Source organism: Gemmatimonadota bacterium (assembly GCA_016714015.1).
Lineage (GTDB): Bacteria > Gemmatimonadota > Gemmatimonadetes > Gemmatimonadales > Gemmatimonadaceae > Pseudogemmatithrix.
The window spans coordinates 219,169-231,989 of the sequence record JADJNZ010000004.1 but is presented as its reverse complement, the minus strand read 5'-3'; the positions used below and the strand labels follow the sequence as shown (position 1 = coordinate 231,989).

The window sequence follows — 12,821 nt, the reverse complement described above, 5'->3', positions numbered from 1 at the left end:
GCGCCGGTCCAACGGCGGAGCGCCGTTGGTGGTAGTATGAAGGGCGGCGCCCCCGGTCGAGTCGGCCGGGGGCGCCGCGTTCCGCCCTGTCCGTCCCGCTCCCCCAACTCGAGGTACGAGATGTCTCTCGCCCCCACGCGCTCGACCCCCCGCCACGCGGCGCGGCTCGCGCTGCTCGGCGCGCTCGCGCTCGGCGCCTGCGCCCGCACCCCGGCCGCCGCCCCCACGCCGACCCCGAGCAGCGAGCTCGCGCAGCGGCTCGCCGACCCGCGTGTCGGACTCCGCGCCGGCCTGATGAACGCCGGCGAGGTGCAGCAGCACATGCGCGTCGTTGCCAAGGCGGTCTCGCCGCAGGGCTTCCTCGGCATCACCAACTCCGACCTCGCCTTCACCGGGAACTACGTCATCCAGGGCAACTACAACGGCCCGGTGGTGTGGGACATCTCCAACCCGTCGGACCCCAAGCTCGTGGTCGCGTACACCTGCCCGGCGTCGCAGAACGACGTCTCGGTGTACCGCAACCTCATGTTCATGTCCGCCGAGGCGAACAACGGCCGCGTGGACTGCGCGCCTGGCGGCGTGCCGGAGCCCGCGAGCCCGAACCGCATGCGCGGCGTGCGCATCTTCGACATCAGCGACATCCGCAACCCGAAGCTCGTCGCGAACGTGCAGACCTGCCGCGGCTCGCACACGCATACCGTGGTCGAGGACCCGAAGGACAAGGAGAACGTCTACATCTACGTCTCGGGCTCGGCCGGGGTGCGGCCGACGTCCGAGCTCGCGACGTGCGTGAACGCGGCGCCGGATCGGGAGGAGAACTCGGCGCTCTGGCGCATCGAGATCATCAAGGTCCCGCTCGCGAACCCGGCAGCGGCCGCAGTGGCGAATCGCGCGAACATCTTCACCGGACTCACCCGCGTGAACACGCACGGCCTCTCCGAGGCCGACCAGGCGGCAGCGGCCCGGCAGGTGAGCGCGGCGCGCGCGGCCGGCGGCTTCATCGCCCGGAACCCGGTCAACGGCAGCGAGATGATCGTGGGCGGCCAGATCGTCCGCTCGCAGCTCGATTCCATCATGAAGGCGCGTGGTGGCACCGGCACGCCGTCCGCAGCGGACACGGCGACCTTCCGTGCCAATCTCCAGCCGATCATCGACCGCGTCTTCCAGCGGCCCGCGGCGGACGGCACGCCGATCGCGCCGACGCGGCAGTGCCATGACATCACGGTCTATCCGGCGCGCGGGCTCGCCGGCGGCGCCTGCGAGGGCCACGGCATCCTGCTCGACATCAGCGATGTCATGAATCCGCGCCGCCTCGATGCGGTCGCCGACTCGAACTTCGCCTACTGGCACTCGGCCACGTTCAACAACGACGGCACCAAGCTCCTCTTCTCGGACGAGTGGGGTGGCGGTGGCGGCCCGAAGTGCCGCGCCGGCGACAAGCAGGAGTGGGGCTCGGACGCGATCTTCACGATCGAGAATGGCAAGCTCGTGTTCCAGAGCTACTACAAGATCCCGACCGTGCAGACGGAGCAGGAGAACTGCGTCGCCCACAACGGCTCGCTCATCCCGATCCCCGGCCGCGACGTGATGGTGCAGTCCTGGTACCAGGGCGGCATCTCGGTCTTCGACTGGACCGACGCGGCGCATCCGAAGGAGATCGCGTTCTTCGACCGCGGCCCGATCGACTCGACGCGCATGGTCAGCGGCGGCTCGTGGTCGGTGTACTGGTACAACGGTGCCATCGTGAGCTCGGAGATCGCGCGCGGCATGGACGTCGCCGAACTCGTCCCGAGCCCCTACATCTCGCAGAACGAGATCGACGCGGCCAAGACGGTGCGCTGGAACTACCTCAACGCACAGGGCCAGCCGAAGATCGAGTGGCCGGCGAGCTTCTCGCTCGCGAAGGCCTTCGTGGACCAGCTGGAGCGCGGCCGTTGCCTCTCGGCCTCGCGCGTGAGCGCGGTGCGCCGCGAACTGGCCGCCGCCGAGCGCGCGTCGGGGTCGGCCCGTGCCGATGCCCTGCGCAAGCTCTCCACCGAGCTCGACGGCGACCGCGCCGGCTCGTGCGACCAGCCGAAGGTCGACATGCTCAAGAAGGCGGTCAACGACCTGCTGTCGCCTGTGGCCATGTAGGGAGAAGGCTCAAGGTCGAAGGATGAAAGGGCCCCCGGGTCGCGTGAGCGGTCCGGGGGCGCTCTCCTTTCCCCGCCTCCCCTCGCGCGGACGCGGGAATAGATTCGTGGCACTCCTCTCCAAGGCCTTTCCGTGAGCGATCGACTCGGCATCATGCTCCGCACCGGCACCGGCCCGGGCATCCTGCACCAGCTCACCGGCGTGATCGCGCGCCATGCGGGCGACATCACGACCGTCGAGATCCTCTCGGCGCGCGAGACCGAGACCGCGGTGTACTTCGAGATCGAGGTGCCGGGCGCACCCGACGCGATGCTCGCCGAGCTCACCGCACTGCCGATCGTCCATGGCGCCGACCGTGTGGCGACGCTCCAGTCGATCTACGGCAAGCGGCTGATCATCATGGGTGGCGGGGCGCAGGTCGGTCAGGTGGCGATCGGGGCGATCAGCGAGGCCGACCGCCACAACATCCGAGGGGAACGCATCTCGGTCGACACCATCCCGCTCGTCGGCGAGAAGCCGCTCGCCGACGCCGTGCGCGCGGTGGCGCGACTCCCGCGCGCGAAGGCGCTCGTGCTCGCCGGCTCGCTGATGGGCGGCGAGATCGAGCAGGCCGTCCGCGACGTCCGCGCGCAAGGGCTCCTCGTCGTGAGCCTCAACATGGCCGGGTCGGTGCCCGACGCGGCGGACCTCGTCGTCACCGATCCGGTCCAGGCCGGGGTGATGACCGTCATGGCGATCGCCGACACCGCGAAGTTCACGGTCGCGCGGCTGGATCGACGCGTCTTCTAGTGCTCACCGCCCTCCGGCCGACGCGTGACGTGGTCCGCGAGGCCCTCGGGGTTCTGGTCTTCCGCGCCCCGTCGCGACGCATCGCCGACGAGTGGCAGCGATTCCTCACGTTCGGCCTCGGGACCACGTGGCTCGCGGGGATCGGCCGCTATTGGGACAATCCCCGCGCCGAGTGGTGGCAGTGGCTCGGCCTCGGCTCGGTCGCGTACGTCTTCGTGCTCGCCACGCTGCTCTGGGTCCTGAACGCCCCGCTCCGCCCCGCGCGGTGGTCGTACCGGAATGTCCTGGTGTTCGTGACGCTCACGTCTCCCCCCGCACTGCTCTACGCCATCCCGGTCGAGCGCTTCATGACGCTCGAGGCGGCACAGTCCGCCAACGCGTGGTTCCTCGCGGTGGTCGCGATCTGGCGTGTCGCGCTCCTCTTCTGGTTCCTGCGCCGGGTCGCGGGCCTCACCGGCGATGCGGTCACGGTGGGAACGCTCTTTCCGATGACCTTCGTGATCGTGACGCTGAGCGCGCTCAACCTGGAGCGTGCCGTCTTCGAGTCCATGGCGGGATTGCGGCGGACCGAGGTGCAAGGGACCGCGGCCGATGCGGCCTTCGCGGTCGTGGTGCAGCTCTCGCTCCTCTCGGTCCTGCTCTTCCCGATCTTCGGGCTCTATTGGCTCTGGCTCGTGGCCAAGGCGCGCCGACGCCCGTAAGTTCTCCGGCGATGCATCCCCTTCGGACCCGCCGTCCGGCCGCCGCGGCGGCCTTCGCGCTCTTCGCCCTCTTCTGGGCGGCGACGATCGCCGAATCGTGGTGCCCGATGCACTCGGCGCGTGTGGCGGCTGCCATGGACGCGACCGCGCCGGCGGCGCACCACGGCGTGCCGCAAGGGTCCCAGCCTTCCGCTCCGACACCGGACAGCGCGCCCGACGCGTGTCAGTGCCCCGGCGATTGCAGCGGGGCGGTCGTCGTGCTGGTGCCGCCGGTCGCGACCGTTCGCGGTGCAGTCATCGCCGAGCACCGCGCCCCGCTGAGCCTCGTCCCGCCGTTCCGCGGGGCCGCGCAGGACCAACTCCGCCTTCCCTTCGCCAACGGCCCACCGGTCGCCTAGCCGAGTCGCCCCCCGCGACCTCCGCTGGCCGCGCACGCCCAGTCCGGCGCCGTGCGCGCACACTCATCGACCGTTGGAGTCCCATGACGCACGATTCCTCGGGCGCGCCGCTCAGCCGGCGCGCCTTCGGCACACGCATCGCCCTTGGCGCCGCCGCGCTCGCGGCCACGCCCGACCTCACCCATGCGCTCGGCGAGTCCGCGGGCGGCGTTCACGATCCTTCCACCGCGGGCGCTGCGACGCCCGCAATGCCCGCGACTCCTTCGCTCGCGCAGGAACAGGACCCGATGATGCGCACGATGCAGCGCTTCGTCGACGACCTGGCCGACGGGAACGCGCAGATGAAGGAGCGTATCGCGCCAAGCAGGCCGCGGCAGATCGCGATGATGGCGTACCCCGGCATGTATCCGCTCGACCTGCTCGGCCCGCTCACCGTCTTCTCGGACCTGCTCAACACGAACGTGCATCTCGTCTGGAAGACGAAGATGGCCGTGCCGGCAGGCCGCGGCGTGGTCGTGAACACGATCCCGTTCGCCGAATGCCCGGAGGAGCTCGACGTGCTGTTCGTTCCCGGCGGCACCGTGGGGACGATCGGTGCCCTCGGCGACGCGCAGGTCCTCGACTTCCTCCGCGCCCGCGCGCCGAAGGCGAAGTTCGTGTCGAGCGTCTGCACCGGGTCGCTCGTGCTGGGCGCGGCGGGACTGCTCCGCGGCTACCGCGCGACGTCGCACTGGCTGGTGCATGACCTCCTCTCGACGTACGGGGCGACGCCGGTGAAGGAGCGCGTGGTGCAGGATCGCAACCGGATCACGGCCGCCGGCGTGACGGCGGGGCTCGACTTCGCACTCTATGTCACCGCGCAGCTCGCGGGAGAGAACTACGCGAAGGCGGAACAGTTGAACATCGAGTACGACCCCGCCCCGCTGTTCGACGCGGGGAACGAGGCCGGCGCCGGTCCGCTGGTGAGTGGCGCGATGCGGCGAATGTACGCCACGGCGCGACAGGGTTTCGAAGCGGCCGTGAAGCGCTGAAGGAGAACGGTCGGGGGCGGCGCGGCGCCGTCCCCGACTCAGTTCGTCCGCAGGTAGGTCTTGCCGTCGGCCACGATCCGGTCGCCCTGGATCTGGAGCTCCAACGCCGACATCCCACGCTGTCCGCGCACGACGAGCGTGGTGCCGATGACGGTGTAGGTCCCCTGATCGTTGGCCGCGCTCGCGCCGCCGGCCATGCCGCCCATGCCGGGAGTGGTGACGCTCACGGCCGCGGACGACGCGTACGCGAAGCGGCCCCGTCCGTCGAACTCGACGGTCTCCTCGGCGCTCCGGGCCGTGCTCCCGAGGACGCTGCTCCCGCCATCGGCGCGCCCGCTGTACGCCATCCATTTGCCTCGCAGGGCCGCGACCGCCTGCTGGTTGACCACCGGAGGACCTGCGACCTCGAGGCCTTGCACGACGGCATCGAGGGCGGGGGCCAGCGCCGTGGCACCGCCTGCACGCGCGAAGCCCAAGACGACGACGCCGCTCCCTTGCGACGAGAGCACCGCGATCACGCGCGACTGGATCGGCATGCCGCTGCGATCCTGCCCCATATAGTCCGCGGTCATCGCGCGCATCTGCCGCACGGTGGAGGCGACCGGCTGGCTCGCGGGCATCCCCGTGACGCCGAGGAGCTGGAAGGCCTTGGGGAGCTCGAGCGCGACCTCGTCGAAGGTCTGGTAGGGGCCGGCAACGACGTAGACGAGCAGGTCGTTCGTCGCGGGCGCGAGCGCGTGCACGCGCCCCTGTTGCTGGGTGATGCGCCAGCCGGCCGGCAGCGCGTAGGTCGCGTTCCAGCCCTCGAGGCGCGGCGCGGCGGTCTGCGCGACCGTCGCGGCCGGCAGGCCGGCGGTGGACAGCGCGATGAGGAGCGCGACGCGGCGACGGGACATGAAGCCTCCGGGTGTCCCCTCGAACATTCACCTCCGGGCCGGATGCGCAAGGTTGCGCGGGGCCACGGGGAGCGGAACTTAGGGGAATCCCATGCGCCCCTCCCCGCTCCGTCGCACGATCGCCGCGTTCGCCGTCGCCGCCTGTTGCGGCGGCTGCACGCGCGACACGGCCCTCCTCGACCATCGCGCCCTCCTCGAGCGCCAGACCTGGTGGGAGAACCGCGACTTCGAGTGGTACGAGCGGAACATCCCGTTCTTCGAGTCCCCCGACTCGGCGCTCGACGCCACGTACTACTACCGGTGGGAGCTCGTCACGCGGCACCTGACCTACGGCGATCCGACCACCGGATACACCTTCACGGAGTTCATCGACCGGCCGTTCTGGTCGGGGGCGTACGGCGGCATCAGCTGCCCGCTCGGGCACCAGCTCTACGAGGTGCGATGGCTGAAGGACCGGCGCTACACCGAGGATTTCGCGCGCTACTGGTTCGAGACGCCCGGCGCGCAGCCGCGCAGCTACAGCAACTGGTACGGTGACGCCGTCTGGGCGACCTACCTCGTCCACGGCGACCCTGCGTTTTTGCGCTCCTCCCTGCCCCACATGCTCGCGCAGTACGAGGGGTGGATGCGCGAGCACTGGGACGCCGAACACCGAATGTTCGAATGGGACGGCCTCCACGACGGCATGGAGGTCGGCATCAACGCGATGCAGACTGCCGACACCGTAGAGGGGGCACGCGGCTTCCGCCCGACGCTCAACAGCTACCTGTTCGCCGATGCGCTGGCGATCGCCCGCGCGGCGAAGAAGTTCGGGGACACGGCGACCGCCGCGGAGTACGCGGCGCGAGCCCGCGATCTCAAGCAGCGCGTGCAGGACGAACTCTGGGATCCGGCGCGCGAGTTCTTCCTGCATCAGGCGGCGCGGAGCGAACTGAACGGCATCCGGCGATTCGATCTCGTGTACGAATCGGGCCGTTACAAGGGCGACCGGCACGGCCGTGAGCTGCTCGGCTACGTCCCCTGGCAGTTCAGCCTCCCTGATAGCGGCTACGAGGCGGCCTGGCGGTTCCTGATGGACACGGCGCACTTCGCCGCGCCGATGGGCCCGACGACCGCCGAGCGAGGGGATCCGCTCTTCGCCGTCTCGCGGACCTGTTGCGTCTGGCGCGGCAACACTTGGCCCTATGCGACCGCGCAGACCCTCACCGCGATGGCGAACCTGCTGAACGGGTATCGGCAGTCGTACGTGAGTCGCGAGGACTACGCGGCGTTGCTGCTGCAGTACGCGCGAGCGCAGCGGAAGAACGGGCGTCCGTACATCGCCGAGGCGGCGGACCCGTTCACCGGCTCGTTCGACGGGCACGACACCTACTACCATAGCGAGCACTACTTCCACTCCAGCTTCACCGACAACGTGATCACCGGGCTGGCCGGGCTCCGACCGCGTGACGACGACACGCTCGAGGTGAATCCGCTCGTCCCCGCGGCGTGGGACTGGTTCGCGCTCGATGACGTGTCGTACCGCGGGCATCGGGTGAGCATCCTGTGGGACCGCGACGGCCGGAAGTACGGGCGCGGGACAGGGCTCAGTCTCTGGGTCGACGGCAAGCGGGTCGCGCGGCAGGACTCGATCGGCCGTGTCACCGCGTCGCTTGGCGCCCCGCTCCCGCTCACGCCGGTGGACCGTCCGGTGAATCTCGCAGTGAACAACGGGCGCGGGACCTTCCCGCGCGTGCGCGCGAGCTGGAGCGCGCCGCGGACACCGCCGCACTACCTCACCGACGGCCATGCGTGGTACGACCGCGAGCCACCCAACCGATGGACGTCGGTCGGTTCACCCAACGCGGCTGACACGGTCACGCTCGAGTTCGGGATCGTGCGGCCGATCGAGGAGGTCGCGCTGCACGTCATCGACGACGGAGAGGGGATCCGCGCGCCGGAGACGATGGAGCTCCAGTACCTGCGGAACCGCGACTGGGTCAAGGTGCCGCAGCAGCGTCGCGTGCCGACCTCGCCCGAGGGGCGACGCGCCACGCGCATCGGCTTCCCGAGGACCGAGACCGGCGCGCTTCGCGTGATCCTCACGCCCCGCGATGGCGCGGCCGTCGGACTGAGCGAGTTCGAAGCGTGGACGCGCGTGCCGGCGCGATTCCCGGGACCGGTGGCGCGCCCGATGCCGGCGATCACCGCCTCGTTCACGAACCCGCGCGACCCTGCGGCGCAGGCCATCGACTCACGCATCGCCTACACCCGCTACTCGCGGAACCGATGGTCGGCGTACGGCACGCCGAACCCGAACGACTGGCTCGAACTCGCATTCGAGAAGCCGCGCCGTGTCGATCGCGTGGAGGTGCATCTCGTCGCCGACGGGCGCGGCCTCGTCGCGCCGACGTCGATGACGGTGCAGGTCTGGGACGGCACGGCCTGGACCGACGTACCCGTCACCCGGCGCAGCCCCGAGCGGCCCGAGGCGTGGGCGCAGAACTCGCTCTGGATCGCGCCGGTGGAGACTTCACGCGTGCGCGTCCTCTTCGCGCACGCCGCCCCGGGCGCGACGGCCGTGACTGAACTCATCGTGTGGGGAGACGAACCATGAGACGACACTTCGACATCCTGCTGGCGACCCTGCTGGCCGCGGCCGCCTGCCGCGGCGCTGACGATCAGACGAGGAGCGGATCGGTGACACGCGAACCCTTCGGCGCGACGGCGACCGGCGAGGCCGTCGAACGCATCACGCTCACCAACCGCCACGGCGTCACGCTGCAGGCGATGACCTACGGCGCGATCATCACGACGCTCCGCGTCCCCGACCGCACCGGCGCGCTCGGGGACGTCGTGCTCGGCTACGATTCGCTCGCGGCCTACGAGGCGTCGTCGCCGTACTTCGGTGCGGTAATCGGGCGCTACGGCAACCGGATCGCGAAGGGGCGCTTCACCCTCGCGGGCCGCGAGCATGTCCTCGCGGTGAACAACGGCCCCAATCACCTGCACGGCGGGCTGCGCGGGTTCGACAAGGTGGTCTGGGCCGCGGAGACGTTCCAGAACGACTCCGCGACGGGCATCACGTTCCGGTACGTGAGCAAGGACGGAGAGGAAGGCTATCCGGGCACGCTGTCCGTCGCCGTGACGTACACGCTGACCGACGCGAACGCGGTGCGGATCGAGTACGAGGCGTCCACCGACGCGGCGACACCGGTGAACCTCACGCAGCACTCGTACTTCAACCTCGCAGGAACGGGGGACATCCTCGGCCATGAACTGACCGTCGCGGCGGATCGCTTCACGCCGGTGGACTCGACGCTCATCCCCACCGGTGAACTGCGCGCGGTCGCGGGAACGGCCTTCGACTTCTCCACCCCGCACGCGATCGGCGAACGGATCGGCGCGACCGAAGAGCAGGTGCGATTCGGCGGCGGCTACGATCACAACTTCGTGCTGACGCGGGCCGATTCCGGACTCGTCCGCGCCGCGCTCGTCCGCGACCCCGCCTCCGGCCGCACGCTGGAGGTGCTCACGACGGAACCCGGCGTCCAGTTCTACTCGGGCAACTTCCTCGACGGCACGCTCACCGGGAAGGGCGGCACGGTCTATCGACATCGGTCGGGGTTCTGCCTCGAGACGCAGCACTTCCCGGATTCGCCGAATCAGCCCGGCTTCCCGAACACCATCCTCGAAGCGGGGCGTACGCTGCGGTCGACGACGGAGTGGCGCTTCGGCACGGACGCCGCGCCGTGACACGCGAGCGCGTCGTGGGTCGTGGCGCGCACATGGCGATCGGCGCCATGCTCTGCGCGACCGCCGTCTGCGCGTCGGCCCTCCCAGTTCGGGCACAGCAGCTGCCGCGCGGGATCCCGAAGTTCGCCCTGCCAACCTCGCCGATCGACCTGACGGGGCCGGCGCGACCGGGCACCTACCTCGCCGACGTCGGTCGGCGGGCCGCGCTCTTCGGCGACGAGACCGGCGGGTTCGAGGCGTGGACGTGGCCGGTGAAGCTCGTCCGTGACCTCTCCTTCGCCTTCCGCATCCCGGAGTACGATGAGCCCATCGACGGGCGCGCGATCGCCCAACGAGTGGAGGTGCACCCGGGCTACCGGACGATCGTCTACTCGCACGCGACCTTCACCGTGCGCGCGCACATCGTCGCCGCGCTCGATGCGCCAGGCGCGCTCATCCTCCTCGACGTCGAGAGCGTGCGGCCGCTCGAGGTGCTCGTCCGCATGCACGCCGACTTCAATCTCCAGTGGCCCGGCGGGTTCGGCGGACAGCACATCGGCTGGAACGCGGCACGGCGTGGCTTCCAGCTCACGCAGGGCGGCGTGGAGCGGATCAACGGCGTCGTCGCCTCCCCGGCGGCCACCGCCGGGACGCAGCACGCCTCGCACGACGCACCGGCATTCGGGTCGCAGTTCCGGATGGCCATCGACACCGCCCTCGCCCGCACGCACTTCCTCCCGATCGTCATCGCCGGCGGGATCATGCCGCGCGATTCGGTCTGGGCGATCGCCGACCGGCTCGTCGCCGACGCGCCGCGGATCGTGGCGGAGAAGGCGGCGCACTATGAGCGGGTCCGCACGACGCAGGTGAGCATCCGCACGCCGGACGCCGCGCTCGACCGGGCCTTCGAATGGGCGAAGGTCTCGCTCGACCGCCAGCGCGCCTGCAATCCCGACCTCGGCTGCGGACTCGTCGCCGGCTACGGCAAAGCGGGCACCGGCAACTTCCGGCCCGGCTTCGGCTGGTACTTCGGCGGCGACGCCGCGATCAACTCGTTCGCGATGGACGCCCTCGGCCAGTTCGACCTCGTGCGCGAGGGACTCACCTTCCTCGGCACCTACCAGCGCGAGGACGGCAAGATCCCCCATGAGATCTCGCACGCGGCCAAGCACCTGCCCTGGTTCACGGACTATCCGTACACCTGGTACCACGGCGACACGACCCCGTACTGGATCCTCGCCTGCGCCGAATACTGGCGCGCGAGCGGGGATCAGGCGTGGATCGACGGGATCTGGGAGAAGCTGTTGCGCGCCTACGCCTGGTCGAAGCGCAGCGACACCGACGACGACGGCCTGATGGAGAACCCGACCTCGGGCGCGGGCGCGATCGAGGTCGGGAACCTGCAGGACGCCTTGCACACCGACATCTATCTCGCGGGGGTCTGGGTCTCGGCCCTCGGCGGTCTGCGCGACCTCGCGCGGGCCAAGGGAGACACCGCACTCGTCGGCGAACTGACCGCCCTGCACGCGACGGCGAAGCGAAGCCTCGAGTCCCGCTTCTGGATGGAGCCGAGCCAGCGCTACGCGTTCGCGCTCCTGAAGGACAGCGGTGGGCGCATCGCGCTGAACGACGCACTGACCGTCTGGCCCACGACCGCCATCGCGTTCGGCCAGCTCGACGGTGACCGGTCGCGCGCGATGCTGGCGCAGGTCGCGAGTGCGGGGATGACCACCGACTGGGGCGTCCGGACGCTCGACCGCCGTCATCCGCTGTACGAACCGCTGCACTACAACAACGGCGCCGTCTGGCCGTTCGTGACCGGCTTCACCGCGTGGGCGCACTACGCCGCGCGCCGGGGCTGGGCGGGCTTCGACCTGTTGCGCGATGTCGCGCAGACCGGCGATGACTTCGCCCTCGGCGTCCAGCCGGAGCTGATGTCCGGCGCCTTCTATCGACCGCTCGACACGGCGATGCCGGACCAGTTCTTCTCGACGTCGATGATCATCTCGCCGCTGCTGCGCGGGCTGCTCGGGTACCGCGCGGAGGCGTCGAGTTGTCGCGTCTGGCTCTCCCCGCAGCTGCCGGCGCATTGGGACTCGCTGACCGTCGAGCGACTGCCGGCGGGCTGCGGGACACTCGACGTGACGATGGTCCGTACCCGCGAGGGACTGACGCTCACGCTCCGGCGACAGGACGGCACGCGTCCGGTGACCGTCGCGCTCTCCCCTTCGTTGCCGCTCGGCGCGACGATCGACGCGGTCCGCGTAGACGGCTCGGCAGTTCGGTTCGGGACGGCGCGCACGCCGCATGACATCTCCCCTGTGCTCGACGTGGGCGTCACGGGCACGACGCGCGTGGAGGTGCGGCACCATGGCGGCCTCGAACTCGTCCCCGCCGACGTGCGCCCGGTACCCGGGGATCCCGTGACCGGCCCGCGGCTCATCGACCTGCGCCTCGAGGGCGCGACGCACGTCGTGACGCTCGAGGGGCGTGGCATCCAGCGGTTCCGGGTGCGTAGCACGTCGGCGATCCGCGTGCAGGACGGCGGGCGCCTCCTCCGACGCGACGGGGATCTGCATCTCATCGAAGTCGACCTCGGCGCGCGGGATGCGCGCCACCGAGTCCTCCTCACCGGAGCCATCCGTTGACGCATCCACATGCCGCGCTGATCGCCCGATTCTACGACGCCTTCCAGCGGCGCGACGCGGCGGCGATGGCCGCCTGCTATCATCGCGACGTGCACTTCACCGACGAGGTCTTCCCCGACCTGCGCGGGCCCCAGGCCGGCGCGATGTGGGCGATGCTCTGCGCGCGCGGGAAGGACCTGCGCGTGGAGCCGTCGGCGATCACGGCCGACGACGCGCAGGGCCGCGCACGGTGGGACGCCTGGTACACCTTCTCGGGCAGCGGCCGCCCGGTGCACAACATCATCCAGGCGGAATTCGGCTTCCGCGACGGCCTCATCGTGCGGCACGTCGACCGGTTCGACTTCCAGCGCTGGGCGCGTCAGGCGCTCGGCGTCTCGGGACTCGTGCTGGGCGGGACGCGGTTCATGCGCCGCAAGGTCCAGACGACGGCGGCGCGGTCGCTCGCCGTGTGGATGGCGGCACCGCGCTGATCAAGTCTCAGCGGGTCGATGGCCTCGAGCACACGCGAAGC

General features: G+C 70.5%; 10 protein-coding genes. 9 read left to right on the top strand and 1 reads right to left on the bottom strand.

Going from position 1 to position 12,821, the window contains the following annotated elements; translation table 11 throughout:
- Nucleotides 1–120 precede the first annotated feature (120 nt).
- The 5 genes from IPJ78_08210 to IPJ78_08190 all read left to right on the top strand — a co-directional run bounded on the left by IPJ78_08210 (nucleotide 121) and on the right by IPJ78_08190 (nucleotide 5,052).
- Complete coding sequence (locus IPJ78_08210) at nucleotides 121–2,133, top strand: hypothetical protein (GenBank protein MBK7906534.1); 2,013 nt, start codon at nucleotides 121–123, stop codon at nucleotides 2,131–2,133.
- Between the two features lie 153 nt (nucleotides 2,134–2,286).
- Nucleotides 2,287–2,922: a DUF5612 domain-containing protein gene (locus tag IPJ78_08205; GenBank protein MBK7906533.1), complete on the top strand. Its 636-nt coding sequence runs from the start codon at nucleotides 2,287–2,289 to the stop codon at nucleotides 2,920–2,922.
- Nucleotides 2,922–3,623 (top strand): hypothetical protein, encoded by a 702-nt coding sequence (locus IPJ78_08200; GenBank protein ID MBK7906532.1) that lies wholly within the window; start codon nucleotides 2,922–2,924, stop codon nucleotides 3,621–3,623. The genes IPJ78_08205 and IPJ78_08200 overlap by 1 nt, the downstream gene beginning before the upstream one ends.
- Before the next feature lie 11 nt (nucleotides 3,624–3,634).
- Nucleotides 3,635–4,021 carry a hypothetical protein gene (locus IPJ78_08195; GenBank protein ID MBK7906531.1) on the top strand — a complete coding sequence of 129 codons (387 nt, stop codon included), beginning with the start codon at nucleotides 3,635–3,637 and terminating at the stop codon, nucleotides 4,019–4,021.
- Between the two features lie 83 nt (nucleotides 4,022–4,104).
- A complete protein-coding gene (locus tag IPJ78_08190) occupies nucleotides 4,105–5,052 on the top strand; it encodes a DJ-1/PfpI family protein (protein MBK7906530.1) in 948 nt (315 codons plus the stop codon).
- A 38-nt stretch (nucleotides 5,053–5,090) separates the two neighbouring features.
- Here IPJ78_08190 and IPJ78_08185 read toward each other — a convergent pair whose 3' ends face one another.
- Nucleotides 5,091–5,948, bottom strand: coding sequence for a hypothetical protein (locus tag IPJ78_08185; GenBank protein ID MBK7906529.1), 858 nt, complete (start codon nucleotides 5,946–5,948; stop codon nucleotides 5,091–5,093).
- A 91-nt stretch (nucleotides 5,949–6,039) separates the two neighbouring features.
- Here IPJ78_08185 and IPJ78_08180 point away from each other — a divergent pair, with 91 nt between their 5' ends.
- Genes IPJ78_08180 through IPJ78_08165 form a run of 4 tightly spaced genes read left to right on the top strand, consistent with a single transcriptional unit; the run spans nucleotide 6,040 to nucleotide 12,780 of the window.
- The gene (locus tag IPJ78_08180) at nucleotides 6,040–8,544 is read left to right on the top strand and encodes a discoidin domain-containing protein (GenBank protein ID MBK7906528.1); all 2,505 of its coding nucleotides are present in this window, start codon (nucleotides 6,040–6,042) and stop codon (nucleotides 8,542–8,544) included.
- The gene (locus tag IPJ78_08175; GenBank protein MBK7906527.1) at nucleotides 8,541–9,683 is read left to right on the top strand and encodes a galactose mutarotase; all 1,143 of its coding nucleotides are present in this window, start codon (nucleotides 8,541–8,543) and stop codon (nucleotides 9,681–9,683) included. Before IPJ78_08180 ends, IPJ78_08175 begins: the two co-directional genes overlap by 4 nt.
- Nucleotides 9,680–12,310 (top strand): hypothetical protein, encoded by a 2,631-nt coding sequence (locus IPJ78_08170; GenBank protein MBK7906526.1) that lies wholly within the window; start codon nucleotides 9,680–9,682, stop codon nucleotides 12,308–12,310. The genes IPJ78_08175 and IPJ78_08170 overlap by 4 nt, the downstream gene beginning before the upstream one ends.
- Nucleotides 12,307–12,780, top strand: a complete 474-nt coding sequence (locus tag IPJ78_08165; GenBank protein MBK7906525.1) for a nuclear transport factor 2 family protein — start codon at nucleotides 12,307–12,309, stop codon at nucleotides 12,778–12,780. The genes IPJ78_08170 and IPJ78_08165 overlap by 4 nt, the downstream gene beginning before the upstream one ends.
- Nucleotides 12,781–12,821: the final 41 nt, after the last annotated feature.

Bases quoted from the DNA above. Each gene is read 5' to 3' on its own strand.
- IPJ78_08195 (MBK7906531.1), top strand. From the start codon at position 3,635: ATGCATCCCCTTCGGACCCGCCGTCCGGCCGCCGCGGCGGCCTTCGCG.
- IPJ78_08185 (MBK7906529.1), bottom strand. From the start codon at position 5,948: ATGTCCCGTCGCCGCGTCGCGCTCCTCATCGCGCTGTCCACCGCCGGC.
- IPJ78_08210 (MBK7906534.1), top strand. From the start codon at position 121: ATGTCTCTCGCCCCCACGCGCTCGACCCCCCGCCACGCGGCGCGGCTC.
- IPJ78_08175 (MBK7906527.1), top strand. From the start codon at position 8,541: ATGAGACGACACTTCGACATCCTGCTGGCGACCCTGCTGGCCGCGGCC.
- IPJ78_08205 (MBK7906533.1), top strand. From the start codon at position 2,287: ATGCTCCGCACCGGCACCGGCCCGGGCATCCTGCACCAGCTCACCGGC.
- IPJ78_08180 (MBK7906528.1), top strand. From the start codon at position 6,040: ATGCGCCCCTCCCCGCTCCGTCGCACGATCGCCGCGTTCGCCGTCGCC.
- IPJ78_08190 (MBK7906530.1), top strand. From the start codon at position 4,105: ATGACGCACGATTCCTCGGGCGCGCCGCTCAGCCGGCGCGCCTTCGGC.